General features: G+C 66.1%; 11 protein-coding genes. All 11 read left to right on the plus strand.

From position 1 onward, the window contains the following. Positions 1 to 80 precede the first annotated feature (80 nt). The 11 genes from RS901_RS23815 (at position 81) to wrbA (ending at position 17,443) form a co-directional block, all read left to right on the plus strand. Positions 81 to 803 (plus strand): response regulator transcription factor, encoded by a 723-nt coding sequence (locus RS901_RS23815; RefSeq protein WP_316156556.1) that lies wholly within the window; start codon positions 81 to 83, stop codon positions 801 to 803. Further along, complete coding sequence (locus RS901_RS23820) at positions 800 to 2,248, plus strand: sensor histidine kinase (RefSeq protein WP_316156558.1); 1,449 nt, start codon at positions 800 to 802, stop codon at positions 2,246 to 2,248. Before RS901_RS23815 ends, RS901_RS23820 begins: the two co-directional genes overlap by 4 nt. A gap of 418 nt (positions 2,249 to 2,666) precedes the next feature. After that, positions 2,667 to 3,227 (plus strand): fimbrial protein, encoded by a 561-nt coding sequence (locus RS901_RS23825; RefSeq protein ID WP_316156560.1) that lies wholly within the window; start codon positions 2,667 to 2,669, stop codon positions 3,225 to 3,227. A gap of 103 nt (positions 3,228 to 3,330) precedes the next feature. Beyond that, positions 3,331 to 4,101: a fimbrial chaperone gene (locus tag RS901_RS23830; protein WP_316156562.1), complete on the plus strand. Its 771-nt coding sequence runs from the start codon at positions 3,331 to 3,333 to the stop codon at positions 4,099 to 4,101. Between the two features lie 116 nt (positions 4,102 to 4,217). Beyond that, a complete protein-coding gene (locus tag RS901_RS23835; RefSeq protein ID WP_316156564.1) occupies positions 4,218 to 6,788 on the plus strand; it encodes a fimbria/pilus outer membrane usher protein in 2,571 nt (856 codons plus the stop codon). Positions 6,789 to 7,209: 421 nt separating this feature from the next. Then, the gene (locus RS901_RS23840) at positions 7,210 to 10,539 is read left to right on the plus strand and encodes a hybrid sensor histidine kinase/response regulator (RefSeq protein WP_316156566.1); all 3,330 of its coding nucleotides are present in this window, start codon (positions 7,210 to 7,212) and stop codon (positions 10,537 to 10,539) included. 121 nt (positions 10,540 to 10,660) lie between these two features. Then, a complete protein-coding gene (locus RS901_RS23845) occupies positions 10,661 to 11,302 on the plus strand; it encodes a response regulator transcription factor (RefSeq protein ID WP_316156569.1) in 642 nt (213 codons plus the stop codon). 205 nt (positions 11,303 to 11,507) lie between these two features. Next, the gene (locus RS901_RS23850; RefSeq protein WP_316156571.1) at positions 11,508 to 12,191 is read left to right on the plus strand and encodes a response regulator transcription factor; all 684 of its coding nucleotides are present in this window, start codon (positions 11,508 to 11,510) and stop codon (positions 12,189 to 12,191) included. Between the two features lie 90 nt (positions 12,192 to 12,281). Further along, a complete protein-coding gene (locus RS901_RS23855; protein ID WP_316156573.1) occupies positions 12,282 to 15,602 on the plus strand; it encodes a hybrid sensor histidine kinase/response regulator in 3,321 nt (1,106 codons plus the stop codon). Between the two features lie 246 nt (positions 15,603 to 15,848). After that, positions 15,849 to 16,799: a ring-cleaving dioxygenase gene (locus RS901_RS23860; RefSeq protein WP_316156575.1), complete on the plus strand. Its 951-nt coding sequence runs from the start codon at positions 15,849 to 15,851 to the stop codon at positions 16,797 to 16,799. A gap of 17 nt (positions 16,800 to 16,816) precedes the next feature. Continuing rightward, positions 16,817 to 17,443 (plus strand): NAD(P)H:quinone oxidoreductase, encoded by a 627-nt coding sequence (wrbA, locus tag RS901_RS23865; protein ID WP_316156577.1) that lies wholly within the window; start codon positions 16,817 to 16,819, stop codon positions 17,441 to 17,443. Positions 17,444 to 17,624 lie beyond the last annotated feature (181 nt).

The raw sequence follows: 17,624 nt of genomic DNA on the forward strand, positions 1-17,624 counted from the left end.
AGCTTTTGTTTTCTTGACGTTTCTTGACGGAACCGGGGGCCGGCGGCATCGTCCATGCCCGCAAGGCCCCGGCAAGCTGCATGCTGATGTGCTCCCACACGCCGCCCGCGCGCGTGCTGCTGATCGACGACGACCTGGAACTGGCGCAGATGCTGCGCGAGTACCTGGAGCCCGATCACTGCACTGTCACGCTGGCGCACACCCGCGAGCAGGGTGAGACCCTGCTGGCCCGCAACGACTACGACGTTGCCCTGCTGGACCTGATGCTCCCCGACGGCAACGGCCTGGACCTGCTCAGGCAGCACCGCGCGCGCTCGCACCGCCCGGTGATCATGTTCACCGCGCACGGCGATGAAACCGACCGCGTGCTGGGGCTGGAACTGGGCGCCGACGACTACCTGAGCAAGCCGTTCAGCCCGCGCGAACTCAAGGCGCGCATGCATGCGGTGCTGCGCCGCTTCCACAGCGCCGCGCCCGCCGCGCCGTCACAGACCCCGTGGCTGGAGGCTGGCGCGCTGCGCCTGAACCTGGCGTCCGGCGTAGCCATCCATGGCAACGCCGAGGCGCCCCTGACCGGGGCCGAGCAGCGCGTGCTGGAAATCCTGATGCGGGCCCCGGGCCGGGTGCTCGCGCGCGCCGAGATTGGCCGGTTCGCGCTGGGCCGCGCGCCGGAACGCTACGACCGCAGCCTCGACACGCATATCAGCGCGCTGCGCCGCAAGCTGGCGCTGGACGGCATCACTTCGCCGCTGCTGATCCGCAACCTGCGCGGGCAGGGCTATATGCTGGTGCAGGCGCCTTGAGCTGGCGGCGCCGCGTGCGCGCGCTGTTTCCGCTGCCGCTCTTCTGGCGTAACTTCCTGACCTTCTGGCTGGGCATGGCCGCGATCGTCGCCGTCGGCATGACGCTGACGGCCGCGGTGGCCTGGTACCGCTTCGACGCGCTCGATGGCCTGAGCCCCGCGGCGCTGACCGAGGATGCGCTGGAGGTCGCCCAGGCCCAGGGGCGCCCCGGGCTCAGGCGCTGGCTGCGGGCGATGGATTCGCACGCCTCGGCGCTGGACATCTACATTGTCGACGACACGCTGCAGGAACTGCTGGGCCGCCCGTTGCCGGCGCGGCTGCGCAACCGCCTGGCCGACCGGCTGGTGCCGATGTGGCGCGCGGGGTTGACAGGCCATGCTGTCGCGCATGAGCCCAGGCCCGGAGCGCGCGTGTCATGGTGGGATCCTCAACCCATCGCGCTGCCAGAAGGCGGCGAGCTCCTGATGCTGTTCCTGCCGTTCGATTCGTCGCGCTGGGAGGTGCTGCACCTGTCGCCCGTGGTGCTCGCGCTCGGCCTGTTCGCGCTGGCCGTGTCGGCGCCCCTGTGCTGGGCGCTGACGCGGCATGTCACCGGCCCCGTGCGGCGCCTGCGCGAAGCCACGCAGGCGCTTGCCGACGGCGAACTGGCCACGCGCACGCCGCCCGTGCTGGCCCGCCGCGCCGACGAGCTGGGTCTGCTCGCGCGCGATTTCGATGCCATGGCCGACCGCCTGCAGCGCCTGATGGACTGGCGCGAGCAGCTATTGCGCAATATTGCGCATGAACTGCGGTCGCCGCTGGGGCGGCTGCGCCTGTCGCTGGAGCTGGCGCGGCGGCGCGACGCCACGCTCGACCTGCAGTTCGAGCGCATCGAGCGCGAGGCGGAGCGGCTCGATGCGCTGGTCGAACGCACGCTGCAGCTGGCGCGGCTGCATGCGATGGCGCCGGTGCGCTGCCCGATCAACCTGGCGGAACTGGTCGACGTCATCGTCACCGATGCCCGCTTCGAAGCCGCGGCCCGGGGCGGGGCGATCCACTGGACGCCCCCGGATGCACTGATCGTCGAGGCCGATGCCGCGGCGCTGGGCAGCGCCATCGAGAACATCCTGCGCAATGCGATCCGGTACACCGATCCCGCTGCGCCCGTGACCGTGACGCTGCAGGCGGATGAGACGGCGATCCGGCTCGATATCGTCGACGGCGGGCCCGGCGTTCCGCAAGACGCGCTGGCGAGCCTGTTCGAGCCCTTCTACCGCGTGCGTAGTGGTCTGGGGCATCCGACCGGCGCGGGACTGGGACTCAGCATTGCGCACGCTGGCATTGCCGCGCATGGCGGCACGGTGTCAGCGCGCAACGTGGCGCCGCGCGGGCTGGCGCTGCAGGTCTGCCTGCCGCGCAGGACGTGTGGCGGCGCTGCTGGCGTGGCCAAGACCCCGACAAATTAGCGGCGGACGGATGCTGCGGAGATGGCCTTTGCGCCACACAGCCGCTGCAAGTGGCGTGCCCCTCTCGGCCAGATGCTGCGTTTCAAGGCGGTTGCCATGATGCAGATCGATCCGGCGCCTGTCTCCTCACCGTCAAAGCCTTTCGCAGGCACATCTGCCCTGCGCCGGCAAGCCAGGCTTATGCGTCACGACGCATAAGAACCACAGCGACGCCTCTTCGCAGCAAGGGAAAAAATTCCGAGCAAGATCTAAGGCTTGCCTGATTGGTGGCATTAAGTGCCATACATATAGTTCAGCTGTCCCCGGGGCAACCGGCAACTGCAACACAAATCTGGCGGTTCAATGGCGGCACGGGGCAGGGCGGAATCCGTTGGATCCGAAAGCCATCTACCTATCAACATATTTGAATCACCCCATCATGACCCATACCAAGCTCCTCGCTGCTCTGATCGTCGCCGGTACCGCCATGGGCGCGCAGTTTGCACACGCTGCCACCACCAATGCCGACGGCCAGATCACCTTCAACGGCCAGATCACCGCGCAGACCTGCACGATCAACGGCAACGGCACGGGCAGCAAGAACTTTGCCGTGACACTGCCGACCGTGTCGGCCTCCACCCTGGCCCAGGCTGGTGACACCGCTGGCCAGACGCCGTTCTATATCGCCCTGACCAACTGCACGCCAAACACAGGCAACGTGCATACCTACTTCGAGGCTGGCCCGACCACCGACACCACCACCGGTAACCTGATCGTGGACGCCGGCGGCGCCACCAACGTGCAGATCCGCCTGCTGAACGGCGGCACCGATAACAGCCCGATCAAGGCCGGCTTTACCGACGCTGCGCAGAATTCAGGCGTCGTCGCCATCAACAGCGGCTCGGCCACGCTGCCGTACTACGCACAGTACTACGCAACTGGCGCAGCAACGGCCGGTGCCGCCAACTCGACGGTGATGTACTCGATCGCTTACCAGTAAGCCCTGGCACCACGGGGGCGCGGAGCGTGTTACCGGCGCGCTCCGCGCCTTCGGAACATGGAAGTGTGTGCCGCTTCACCCGGTCAAGTCCGCCGCAACCATCATGAAAACGTCCATCAAGTCCCTGATTTCCGCCGGCGTGATTGCGCTGGCGCTCATGAGCGCGCTGCACGCGCAAGCTTCCGTGGTCATAGCGGGGACGCGGGTCATCTACAACGCAAAAGACACCGAGACCACGATCAAGCTGACCAACGAAGGCCAGTCGCCGGCGTTGACGCAGGCGTGGATCGACAAGGGCGACCCGAAGGCTGCCCCATCATCCATCGAAGTTCCGTTCACCGTGACGCCGCCGGTGTCGCGCATCGACCCGAAAAAGGGCCAGACACTGCGCATCCTCTACACCGGCGAGCCACTGCCGCAGGACCGCGAATCCGTGTTCTGGCTCAATGTGCTGGAGATCCCGCCAAAGCCGACCGCCGAAGAAGCTGATGTCAACAAGCTGCAGCTGGCTTTCCGCTCGCGCATCAAGCTGTTCTTCCGCCCCGCGGGCCTGAAGGGCAACGCCGACGACGCCCCTGGCAGCATCCGCTGGCGCGTTACCCAGGCAGGCGGCAAGTCGGCACTTGAAGCGAGCAACCCCAGCAAGTATCACGTTTCTTTCGCCAAGCTCGAACTGGTTGGCGGCGGCAAGAGCGCGAAGTTTGAAGAAGGCGGCATGGTCGGCCCGGGCGAAACCAGGACGTTCCCGCTGACCGGCGATGTTGCGCAAGGCACCGAGGCCAAGGTTCGCTACAACGCCATCAATGACTACGGCGGCGCCGTAAGCGGCGAAGCCGCACTGGGCAGCAGCGCCACCCAGGCCGCTTCGCGCTGACCACACGCCGGGCCGCGCCCGGCGTTATTCCAGGCTGATTTCTCCGATTGACGATGCCGCAACAAGCGGCAGGGGCAAGTCTTGCCCGCGCATGGCCAGATATCCGGCATAAACCCATGAAAACCCAGAAGACCTCTTCCTTCCCGTCCCGGCTGCGTCCGGCCAGTGCGGTGGTGTTGTCCTTGTTCGCCGGCGTTGGTGCGTGGGCCGCGCCCGGTGGCACTGGCGCGCCGACGCTGGTGGCGGAAGTGGAATTCAACGACACCTTTCTGCAGCAGCCGGGCGGTGCCCGCATCGACGTGAGCCGCTTCAACCAGGGCAACGTGGCCTTGCCGGGCAACTATCGCGCAGAGCTGTACGTCAACGAAGTCTGGTTGGGCCGTGCCGAAGTGACGATGCGCCAGGTGGGCGAAGACAGCCGCAACGTGCAGCCGTGCTTTGACCGTGCCGCGATTGGGCGCATGGGCGTGGACCTGAGCAAGTTGTCACCGGAGGCGTCGGCGCGGCTGGACACGGGCTGCGTATCGCTGCCCGACCTGATCCCCGACGCCACGGCCAGCTTCGACAACGGCGAGCAGCGCCTGGACGTCTCGGTGCCGCAGATCGCCATGTCGCGCTCGGCGCGCGGCTATGTCGATCCCAAGTACTGGGACGAAGGCGTGACCGCGGCGCGCCTGCAGTACAACGCCAACGTCTATCACTCCGATTCGAGCGGGATGTCGACCACGCAGAGCTATGTCGGGGTGAACGCCGGACTCAACTTCGGTGGCTGGCGCTTCCGCCATCTGGGCAACCTGACGCACGGCGACGTCGAGGGCACGCGCTACCAGAGCGTGCAGACCAGCCTGCAGCGCTCGATTGCGCCGATCAGGAGCCAGCTGATCATCGGTGATGCCTTCACCGATGGCACCATGTTCGACAGTTTCGGCTTCCGTGGCGTGCAGATTGCCAGCGACGACCGGATGTACCCGGAATCTCAGCGCGGCTATGCGCCGGTGGTCCATGGCATTGCCAACAGCAACGCCCGCGTGCAGATCCGCCAGGGCGGCAACATCATCTACGAAACCACGGTGGCCCCCGGCGCATTCGAGATCAATGACCTGTATCCCACCGGCTACGGCGGCGATCTCGAGGTGGTGGTCACCGAGGCCGATGGCAGCGTGCATACCTCGCGCGTGCCCTACGCCGCAGCCGTCAATGCGCTGCGCCCGGGCGTCACGCGCTACAGCATGACCGTCGGCCAGTACCGCAATACGTCGCTCCAGAGCAGGCCGATGATGATGCAGGCGACCGTGCAGCACGGCATCAGCAATATGGTGACCGGCTACGGCGGCGTCATCGTGGCACAGGACTACACGGCGGTGACGGGCGGCGGAGCGCTGAACACGGACTTTGGTGCCTTTGGCGCCGACGTGACCCAGGCCTGGACCAACCTGCAAAATGCACCCAGCCGGAGCGGCCAGAGCATGCGGCTGTCGTACAGCAAGCTGGTGGCACCGACCAATACCAACCTGACGCTGGCCGCCTACCGCTATTCCAGCAGCGGCTACCTGAGCATGACCGATGCCATGGCGCTGCGCGACCTGGACCAGCGCGGCCTGGGCCCCGGCATGTTCCAGAGCGGCATCCAGCGCGGGCGCCTGCAGATGACCATCAACCAGATGCTGCCGCAAGGCTACGGTTCGTTCTACCTGTCCGGCTCCACGCAGAACTACTGGAACCGCGGCGGTTCCGATACCCAGTTCCAGGCGGGCTATAACAACAGCTACAAGCGGATCAACTATGGCGTCTCGGCGTCGCGCCAGTTCAACGTCGGCTCAGGCAAGTGGGACACCCGGGTGATGCTCAACGTGGGTATCCCGCTGGGCAAGGGCCAGCACGCGCCGTACTCGATGACCAGCCTGAGCCACGATTCCACCGGCGGCACATCGCTGCAGGAATCGGTGGCCGGCACCCTGGGCCAGGACAACGCCTTCACCTACGGCGTGAACGCCGGCTACACTGGTGGCGGCAACACCAGGGATGCAGCCTCTGTCGGCGCCAACGTCGGCTATGTGTCGCCGATAGCCACCATGACGGCCAGCGCCAGCAAGGGCCGCGACTTCTCGCAGGCAGGCCTGGGCATCAGCGGCGGCATCGTGGCCTATGCGGGCGGCGTGGCGTTCACCCCGACGATGGGTGACACCTTGGCCATCATCGAGGCCAAGGATGCCGCGGGTGCGCGCCTGGCCAACGGCAGCGGCCTGCGCGTGGACCCCTGGGGCCACGCCGTGGTGCCAGCCCTGACGCCGTTCGCCACCAACCAGATCGAGATCGACCCGAAGGGGCTGCCCATGAGCGTGGAGCTGAAGACCACGCAGCAGAACGTGGCACCGACCGCGGGCGCGATCGTGAAGATGAAGTTCGAGACGGACAACCCAGGGCGGGCGGCGATTCTGCGTGCCAATGGGCCGGATGGGAAGCCGCTGCCGTTTGGCGCGGAGGTGACGGGTGCGCAAGGGCAGAGCATTGGTACCGTCGCTCAGGGTGGTCGTGTCATTGCGCGCGGTCTCAAGGCAGATTCCGGCCAGTTGATGGTGAGCTGGGGCAAGGGCGCTGCACAGCGCTGCAGTTTGGACTATGTCTTGCCGAAGGCTGGCAGCGAAGCGGGCACGTCTTACCAGATCGTGGACGCGGGGTGCCGTTGATCGAGCCGGAAACAATCTTGTCCGACCGCCGGCTGCGTACCGACATTGCTCCCAATGACGTATTGGCTCCTGGGCATGACAGCTTCGCATCAAATGGCGGGGACAGCGGCGATGACGTTCACCATGACCGGCCTGTGAAGCGGGGCGCCCGGAAAGACTCCGTCCGATCTTTTGCCGTGCGCAAGCACGCGCGGTCACTCGCCATGTCCTGATTTGACATGCCCCGGGGCATGTGCCCCCTGGCCACCTTCGGCTCTGCCTCCCCGGCGCAATCCGGCCACCTGCATCCTGTGCATGGCGGCCCCGACGATCCGCAATGTTGATGCATAATCCGGAGGCATTGCCATATCCATCGTGGGCACTTGCTGATGCCCGGTGCCCGGACCGGCGTCAGGCAGGTTGCCGAGAAGGAGGGTCGCCAATGGTCAACTGGCTGTCTCGCGCGAACACGCAGGTGCACGGCCGCCTGCTCACCGTTGTCGTTGCCCTGCTGATCGTCGTGATCAGCAGCTTCCTTGCCCTGTTCCTCCATAACCTGTTTGAGCGCATCCTCTGGGAACAGGCGTCGGCCAACCGCCTGCATTTCGGCGCGGTGCTGGAGATAAAGTCTACGCACGAGTATTTCATCCGGCGCATGGCGGAAATCTCCGGGCCGGAGTATCGGCTGGCGCGCAGCGACCGCCTGGCTGGCCAGCTCGAAGCCATGCTGACAGGCGTGCCTCCAGGCAGTGCCCGTACCGTCGAGGTGCCTGGCCTGACCAATCAGGCCACCATGCTGACGGGCACGCCCGCGCCAGCGGCGGGGCGTCCCGACACGATTTCGCACATCGTTCGATTCGCCATCTTCGAGCGCGCGTACTGGGGTAAGGCGCCGCAGGGGATGCGCTCGGCTTTCCTGTCTGCTGATGGGAGCCAGGCATTCGTGACACCGGCGCTTCCGGGTGCGCTGGCGTTGAGCGGGCCGCTGGTCGCTGATGTTGTCAGCAACTGGGCCAAAGCGCTGGCGAACCGGTCGCGCGAAGCGCAACCTGAGACGCCGGTCGCCTCACCGCTGTGGACCGGGCCATACCAGGGCACCATCGAGCGGGGCCCGATCCTGAGCTGCTTCCTGCCAGTCCGTGACGCCAGCGGAAATCTCGTGGCGTATGGCGCGACTGCCATTCCTGCACGCGCGCTGATGGACGACGTCAGCATCCCGGATGCCACGCACCCCGCCTCAGGCAGGCGGGCAATGTTCTTCGATGAGCAAGGGCGACTGCTGTACCAGGGCAGCGACGCCGGCTGGCTGCGCCCGCAAGCGCTGGGTGAGCGGGTGGCGCGTGAGTTGGGCAGCAGCCGGCAAAACGTAGCCTACTGGTTCGAGCAGGGCAGCCTGATGATTGGCCTCATGGCGCGCGACCGTGGCTGGCGCGCGGCCTACGCTTATCCGCTGTCTCAGGCGCTGGCGGATCATGGCCCGGCGCTGGCGGCTGTGCTTCTGCTCTACGGCCTTGGTGTGCTCGCGGTGCTGACCGGTGCCGGCACGCTGCGGCGCCGGGTGTTGGTGCCGATGCAGCAAAACGCTGAACGGATCGAGGATAGCGAACGCTTCAACCGTACTGTGATGCAGGCCGCGCCGGTCGGCCTGCGGGTGGTGCGCACAGCCGATGCGCATGTACGGGTCGAGAACGCGCTGGCCGCGCAATGGCTGCCGCTCGACACGCGCACGGCGGGCCGGCCATGGCTGGACGAGATGCTGGCGCGGCGGGGTGACCAGCCCGCGCGGCTGGAGCTGCAGGTGCCATCCGACCACGGGGGGGCACGCGACTTGCTGGTAGTCGGCCGCCACACCCGCTTCGAGGGTGAAGACGTACTGCTGTGTGCGATCCATGATGTCACCGACGAACGCGAAGCGCACCGCGCGCTCTCGCGCGCACGCCAGCTGGCGGATGAGGCAAGCGCCGCCAAATCGCAGTTCCTGGCCGCCATGAGTCACGAAATCCGGACGCCGCTGTACGGGATGCTGGGCACGCTGGAACTGCTGTCCCTGACAAAGCTGGCGCACAGCCAGCGCGAGATGCTGTCGACCATCCAGTCCTCGTCGCAGGTCTTGCTGCAGATACTGGATGACCTGCTGGACTACTCCCGCGCGGAAGCCGGCCAGATCGAACTGGACGCCGTGCCGTTCGATCCGGTCGACCTGCTGGAATCGACGGTTCGCGCGCAGGCGCCGATCGCGCTGCAAAAAGGCATTGTGCTGCCGTTCTATCCACAGCCCGGCTTGCCTTGCCTGATCGGGGATCCGGTGCGGGTGCGCCAGATTATCGACAACCTGCTCGGCAACGCGCTGAAATTCACGGCAGAGGGCCATGTCATCGTGCGCCTGCGGCGCGCGCCGCAGAGCGAAGCGCCCGATGCGGACGGCAGGATCGGCATCCGGCTTGAGGTGGCGGATACCGGGCCAGGCATTGCGCCAGAGGTCCAGGCGCGGCTGTTTGAGCCTTTCGTGCAGGCAGATGCATCGACCGCAAGGCGGTTTGGCGGGTCGGGCCTGGGCTTGTCGATCTGCAGACGCCTGGCCGCCTTGATGGGCGGCAGTATTTCCGTGCAGAGCGAACCGGGCAAGGGCAGCGTCTTCCGAGTATTGCTGAGATTGCCGGAAGCCGGGCCGCGCGAACAGGTGGAGCCGGTGTTGCCGCCGGTGGCCGTGCTGTCGGAAAATGACGAGATCCGCAACCATGCCATCGACAATCTGCGCGCCATGGGCTGCAGGGCGATCGCTTGCCGTGGGCCGGCGCCGGAACCAGGGATGGTGTTGCTCGTTGCCACCCGCCACATCGAGGCCATTCCCGAAGGCTATGCCGGCTTGGTCTTTTTGCGCGCCGATGGCCCGGCGGAACCACAGCTGATCGCCGGCAGCTGGCTGGTCAATGCCTATCATCAGGCGGGCATCCTGCGGGCGTTTTGCAAGGCGGCCGGCATGACGCCGGTCAGTGCGCCGCCGCTGGCTGCGCCTGTCGACCCCACGCCGCAGCTGGGGCTGGAGATACTGGTGGTCGACGACCATCCCTACAACCGGCTGCTGATGCAGCAGCAGCTTGAGCGCCTTGGCTGCCGGCCGACGCTTGCGGCCAGTGGCGAAGAAGGGCTTGCAGTGTTGCGCCAGCACAAGTTTGACCTGATGCTGACGGATGTCCACATGCCCGGCATGGACGGCTACGAACTGAGCCGCAGGCTGCGCGCGCAGGGGGCAACGCTGCCCATCGTCGGGCTTACCGCGAGCATCGCGCAGGGCGAGGCCGAGCGCTGCCTGGAGGCCGGCATGAATCGCTACCTGTCCAAGCCGATCCTGCTGGGCGACCTGGCTGAGTGTCTGCGCGACGTGCTGCCGGCGCATGTGCCTGGCCTGGCACAAGGGGCCGCGGGCACGGCTGGCTCCGCCCGCGTGGAGGATAACGTTGCCAGCATGGCGTTGCTGGAGCGCACCATGCGCGAGGATTTCAAGCAACTATCCGCCGCGGCAGCCAGCGGGGAACTGAAGGCAATCCGCCATCATGCCCATCGTATGAGGGGGGCCATGGCGCATGCCGAAGATGGCGAGGAGATTGTCGAACTGTGCCGGGAACTGGAGCTGGATGCCGCCCAGGCGCTGGCAGCCGTGCAAGCCCATGTCGACAACCTGGCGTTGTATCTTGCCGCATACTTTGACGATCCTGAAAACCATGAAGGCAGCCAGGATGCGGCCCGACGCGATTGGCCGGATACTATTTAAGGAATGCCTTAATTTGGGTTTTTCGGAAGACTCCTAATATTCAGATCAGCGAAGATGACCGGCATTGAATGCCGGCACGGTTCGGCGGCCGCAGAACCGATTAAAACAAGGGGGATCGTAAATGATCAAGGTAATCATCGCAGACGACCACCCCGTCGTGCTTGACGGGATGAGCCGGGTGCTGGCGAGCGAAGTGGGCACGCAAATCGTCGGAAGTGCCGCAAATTCCACCCAATTGGTGGAGTTGCTTGAAAGCACGGATTGCGACGTTATCGTGACCGACTACTCCATGCCGGGCGGCCAGTTTGGCGACGGCCTGCCGATGCTGCAGATGCTGCGCCGCCGTTATCCCACCACCCGGATCGTCGTGATGACCATGCTGGATAATCCGGCGCTGATTCGCAATATCCAGGGGGTCGGCATTTCCGTGATCCTGAACAAGACCGATCCGGTCCAGGAACTGGTGCCGGCGGTGCGTGCCGCGTTCAGCGGGCTGAGCTACCAGCCGGCATCGGTGCGTGCGATCCTGGCTTCGGGCGGCCTGGATGAGCCGTCGCACCGGCCGGTACTGACGCGCCGCGAACTGGAAGTGATACGGCAGTGCGCAGCCGGAGTCCCGGTCATCGAGATTGCGCGCCAGGCCAACCGCAGCAGCAAGACCATCAGCGCGCAGAAGAGCATTGCCATGAAGAAGCTGGGCCTGACCAACGACTACGAGCTCTACGAGTACGCCAGGACAAACGGCCTGCTGGGCGGCACCTGATCCTGGCTCAACCCTGCCTTGCGGGCCGGTCCCCCGGGCCGCGTCGCATTCCCTCCGCTGAATAGCACGCCAGGCGGCGCTGACGCCGGCCATCTCCTGCCGTGCGGCGGCACATGCGCTGTCCATCTCCTCGGAAGTTTCCCCTGCTTATTTCAGGCTTGGCTGATTTCGAAAGCCAGGCGCATGGTTCATCCTGAATGCAGGAATGACAACGCTGGAGCGTAAGGTGGCCATGGAAAAAATCCGGGTGATCGTCGCGGACTCGCAACCTGTCATGCGGCGCCTGTTGGGCCGGCGGCTCGCGGCCAGCGCCTGCATTGAACTGGCTGGCGTGGTGGGCGACGAACCGAACCTGGTGCAAGCGCTGCGGCAAGGCCCGTGTGATGTCGTGGCGCTGCGTTACCCGCTTGGGGACACCAATGACAGCGAGCTTTCCAGCTACGCGCGCCTTGGCGCGCGGCTCGCCGAGCTGGGCGGGCAGCGCGTGGTCGCGATCGCCAACGTCGCCGACCGTGCCGGCGTGCTGCAGTTGCTCAAGGACGGCTGCCGCAATGTCGTGACCGCCAGGGACGGCGTCGACGAGGTCATGAAGGCGGTCTGGATGGCATATCTGGGGCTGGCTTCCGTATCGGAAATCGCTTGCACGCTGATCTGGGGCAGGCCCTGCGGCGGTCCTTCGGACGGCGGCGACTGGGCGGAGTTGCTGACCAGGCGTGAAAGCGAAGTGCTGCGGCTCTACCTGTCGGGCATGTCCGTTACCGGGATCGCCATACGCACCGGCCGGACCGTCAAGACGATCAGTACGCAAAAGCAGAGCGTCATGCGCAAGATCGGCGCCGAGAACGACGTGGAGCTTGCCGCCTTTGCCATCCAGCGCGGCATGTTGTGAGGCGCGGTGCGCCGCTTGCCGCAACGCGCACTACGACCCATGCACTGGCCGGATGCTCCGGGCAGTCGCGATACTAAGACGAGGTATGCAATGAAACGGCTGATGTCGATCGACAGCAGCTCTGCGTTGCCGTTGAGCATTCGCCAGATCCGTTATCTGGTCTACCTGTTCTCGGCCTGCGTGCTGGGACTGACCGTACTGTCCTGGGGGGTGCTGCTGCGCTATCGCCTGCACGAGGCGGTCGAGCGGCAGGAGATGGTGCTGCAGTCGCAGTCCGAGCAATTGCAGGCAAAGCTGCATTGGGCCGAGGCGCTGACCGTGCGCGCGCAGGGATCGCTGACGCGGCTTTCCGATATCGGCCTGGCCGATGAGCTGGCTGCGGTCAGCGATGAGCAATGGACCGAGCGCCTGCGGAGCCGGGGCGACCGCCAGTACATCCCGCTGCTGGTCCCGCCTGCCCACGCCAGGGCGCCGGGCGCCAGGCTGAAAAGCCTGGCCGACATGATGACGTTCACTTTCCGCGTCAACAACCTGCAGTATCGCGAGGTGCAGAACGCCTACCTGGTGGACCTGCAGGCCGATCAGCTCTATGTCATCCCGCGCCGGCTGGAGCCGGCCCGCGCGCTCATGCAGCGCGATGACGTGCGCCAGACCTTCCTGCGTGACACGCTCACGCGCCTGCGCAATGACGCGCTGGTCGCACGCCTGCGCGCCCACCCGGGCCAGGCGGTGGTGCTGCCGCCAGCGCTGGACTGGGTCAGCGGCATGCGCACCGTGACCTTCGCCACCCTGGTGCAAGCCGGTGGCGAGCCGGCCGCGATCCTGGCCATGGAGTTCCCGCTGTCGCCGATGCTGCCGGACGGGCAGACCATCGATGGCGATTTCATGCTGGTGACCGATGCCGGCATGGTGCTGAGCGCGGACGGCATGCCGGCCGGCACCCTCGGCCAGCCGGTCGCGGCATCGCTGGAAGCGCCCGGTGCGCGCCCGGGCAGGGTGCGTTCGGCGCTGGTACGGCAAGGGCTGCTGGACCATGTCGTCGTGCTGGAATACCAGCTGGACGCGTGGGGCTGGCGCACGGTCGGCGTGGTCGGACTGGGCCACGTATGGCACCAGTTCCGGCGGAACACCTTGTGGATGCTGGCCCTGACCGGCTCGCTGTCGATACTGATCCTGGCGTGGATCTGGCTGATCGACCGCCGCATCATGCGGCCGGCGCAGCGCCAGTCCTTGCGCCTGCAGGAAAGCGATGCCCTCGGGCGCTTCGTGATTGAAGTGGCCGGCGTGGGCCTGATGATCGTCGAGCGCAGTACGCGGCAGGTGCTGCTGGCCAATGCCGCCGCCCAGTCGATCATCGATCAGGCCGCCGCCGCCGGCCTGACGCAGCTGCAGGATGCCTGCGATGCGCGCCTGACCAGCGGCCATGCCAGTGCTGAAGGCCCGCCGCAGGTACTGCCCCGTTTCGATGTGGACATGGCCGGCCGCAACGGCGAGATGCGGTCCCTGGAGGTGCGGCTGGTTGAGATTACCTACGAAGGCCGTGCCGCCGTGCTGTACGCCCTCAACGACGTCACCGAGGCGCGGCGCAGCGAAGCGCGCTTGCGCGAGGCGATCCGCGCGGCGGATACCGCCAACCATGCCAAGTCTTCGTTCCTGGCCACCATGAGCCATGAAATCCGCACGCCGCTCAATGGCATGCTGGGCAGCATCGAACTGCTTGGCATGACCCGGCTCGATTTGCGCCAGCGCGACCAGCTGGCGGTGATGCAGCACGCATCGCAGTCGCTGATCTACATCATCAATGACGTGCTGGACTTCAGCAAGATCGAGGCCGGGCAGATGTCATTGCAGCTGCGGCCGTGCCGCGTCGAGGAAGTCGTCGAGGAGGTGACGCGGCGCTTTGCAGCAGAAGCGGCGCTCAAGCACTTGTGGCTGCTCTGCATCAATGATCCTTCGCTGGTTGAGCCGGTGATGGCTGACGTGGTCAAGCTCGAACAGATCCTGACCAACCTGGTCAGCAATGCGGTGAAGTTCACCGAGCAAGGCAAGGTGATCGTCACGGCCATGCGCAAGCCGGGCGGTGGCGTGGAAATCCGCGTCATCGACACCGGCATCGGCATCGCCGGGCGAGACCAGCTCCGGCTGTTCGAGCCCTTCGTCCAGGCCGAGCAGCCCGACACGCGCCACTACGGCGGCACAGGCCTCGGCTTGTCGATCTGCCGCCGGCTGGTCGAACTGATGTCTGGCGAGATACGGGTGGTCAGCGAGCCCGGCCTGGGCAGCTGCTTTACCGTCAGCCTGCCGCTGGCCAGCGCCGGTGCCGCGGCGTCAGCCGACGCCTGGCCGCGGACCGCGCTGCGGGGGCTGACGGTTGGCCTGAGTGTCACCTTGCGCGAGCTCTATCAGGGCGTGGAGCAGTTGCTGCAGTTCTATGGCGCACGGGCGGTCAAGTATGACCCCGACGCGCCGCCGGCCACGCCGGTCGATGTCCTGGTGTGCGATGAGCAGGCCATGCCGCGCTGCAGCGACGCCGATGTGGTGGTGTCGGCCATGGCGCCGGCAGTGCCGGACCTGACGCAGACGCCGGTGGTGGCATCGCCCTATGCATGGCGCGGCTTGCTCGCGGCGATCGCGGCAGCGGCAGGCGTGGAGGTGACGGAAACGCAGGCGCCACTGTCGGCGCGCGAGTATGCGCCTGCCGCGCAGCTGGCGCTGCTGCTGGTGGAAGACCATCCGATCAACCAGGTGGTGATGCGGGAGCAGCTTGAAAACCTGGGGCAGAAGGTCGATCTGGCCAGTGACGGGCCCGAGGCCCTGTTGATGGCATCGGGCCGGCACTACGACCTGGTCCTGACCGACCTGCAGATGCCTGGCATGGACGGCTTCACGCTGGCGCGGCGCCTGCGCGATGCCGGCCTGGCCACGCCGATCGTTGCCATCACCGCCAGCGTGGGGCCCGATGTGGCCGAACGATGCCAGCAGGCCGGCATCGACCGATGCCTGACCAAGCCGGTGGGGCTGGTGACGCTGCGCAAGCTGCTGGAAGACCTGTCCGGCGACCATATGGCAGCGCGAGCAGCGCCGGGCCAGCATGCAGGCGGCGACACACAGCTGCATGCCGACGCGCTGCGGCGCGACCAGCGCGCACTGGCCGAGGCGCTGCTGGCGGGCGACGCCGAAGCGTTTGCCCAACGTTTGCACGGCTTGGCCGGCGCGCTGTCGGTAATGGGCCATGCGCTGCAGAGCCAGGCCTGCCGCTGGCTGGAGCAGGCGGTCCGGCGCTCGGGGCTGGTAGCCATTGGGGCGGATTGGCAGGCGTTCCATGCCGAACTGGAGCAACTGGCAGATGGGCTGGAGTCGCAGGGAGGCACGCAGGGTGCCCACTACACGACGGATTTAAGGCATGCCTGATGGAGCAAGGGTTAGGCCGGTTCGCGCTCTCCTACAGCGTAGCCCGTGGATCTGGTCCGTACCTGGCGCTACGCGGGCCGGGCCGGCCATCGCGCGCACCGCGCCTTAGCGGGCGGCATTGTCCAAGTTTGCCGAACCCTGCGTACAACCCGTGACGGCTGCCCAATCGCTATCCGCCGTCATAAGCTGTTGCACAGGAGCGGCAATGCGCTGTTTCCACATGCCTATTTCAAACTGGAGAGGACAATGTTAGTGCTCAAGGGATTTCATCATCTGACCCTCGGCGTAAGGCACGCGCAGGAGGATGTGGACTTCTACGTCAAGCTGCTCGGGCAAAGCCTCGTGAAGAAGACCGTGCTTCTCGACGGCGAGGATCCCATCTATCACCTTTACTACGGCAACGCGAATGGCGATCCTGGGACCCTGGTGACGTCGTTCCCGTTCCGCCAGCGGGGCGTCATGGCGCGTCAGGGGTCGGGCCAGGTGCGGGTCATCAACTACTCGGTCCCCACGGGCTCGCTCGAGTTCTGGCGCAGCCGCTTCGATGCCATGGACGTGCCGTATGACAGCGAGATCGTCGAGCGCTTCGGCGAGCGCCGCCAGCGGTTCCAGCATCCGTGCGGCATCGAGTTCGATCTCGTCGAAACGGATCTCGATTCGCGTCCGGCTTGCGTGGCCAGCGATATCCCCGAAGCCCATGCCATCCGCGGCGTCCACAGCATCACGCTGTCGCTGCGGGAAGTCGCCGAATCGATCCGCTTCATGAGCGAAGCGATCGGTTTCCGAAACGCAGGCCAGGCGGGATCCTACTACCGCTTCGAGACGTACAACGGCGGGCCGGGCATGATCGTCGAGTTCCTGCATGAGCCGGACCGGCACCAGGGTTCGTCGATCTACGGCGAAGGCACGGTCCACCATGTGGCCTTCGCGGTGGACAACGTGGAGCAACAGGCGATCCTGAAGGAGAGAATGTTTGCCCTGGGCTACATCGATACGTCCGAATCGGTGCACCGAAACTACTTCCGCTCGATGTACTTCAAGATGCCCGGCGGCGTGATGCTCGAGGCGACGACCACCGACATCGGCTTCGCGATCGATGAAGAGCCTGGCCATTTTGGCGAGGAGTTCCAGCTCCCGCCGTGGCTGGCTGATCGAAAAGACGAGTTGCTGGGCCGGCTTGAGCCCATCTCTGTATGACGTTGCCGGGGATCACCATGCATAAACCGAAAGTACTGATTGTCTTCTACTCACGGAACAGTTCCACCGAGATGCTGGCCAAGGCTGTCGCTGAGGGGGCCCTCGAGGCCGGCGCAGAAGTCCGCATGCGGCGTGTGCGGGAGGTCGTCGGCCCCGACGTCATGCGGCAGGCGCCGGGCTGGCTCGAGAACGCCACGGAGATGAACGCGAAATACGAGGCGCCGACCGAAGCCGATGCCGAGTGGGCTGACGCCATCGTGTTCGGCACGCCGACGCGGTTCGGGTCGATCTCGGCCGAACTCAAGGCGTATATCGACGGGCTCGGCGGCCTCTGGTTCGCGGGCAAGCTGAATGGCAAGGTGGGCTCGGTCTTCGGCTCGACGTCGTCGCGCCATGGCGGCAATGAAGCCACCCTGCTGGCGACCTACGCACCCATGGCGCACCTGGGCCTGATCATCGTGCCGCTGGGCTATGCCGACGCGGCGATGTTCAAGGCCGGCACTCCGTACGGCGCGACTCACGTCTCGCACCGTGACGCCGTGAAGCCCGACGATGATCACCTGGCGGTGGCCCGGTTCCAGGGCTGCAGGGTGACGACCATCGCCCGTGCCTTGCGCGTCCAGCCGCAGCCCGTGGCAGCCTGAAAGTAGAAACCTGATGGCAAAAATGGGGCGGAGACTCGGAGTCTCCGCCCGAGACTGCTGACAAAGCCAAAAATGCGATTGTTGTCTCACCTCTCCCATTTATGGGAGAGGGGCGGGGGAGAGGGCAGGAGTGTCCACGAAGTGATGCGTCACGATGCTTGCCGTGCGCCTGCCCTCTCCC

It is taken from the genome of Cupriavidus sp. BIC8F, assembly GCF_032465815.1.
Lineage (GTDB): Bacteria > Pseudomonadota > Gammaproteobacteria > Burkholderiales > Burkholderiaceae > Cupriavidus > Cupriavidus necator.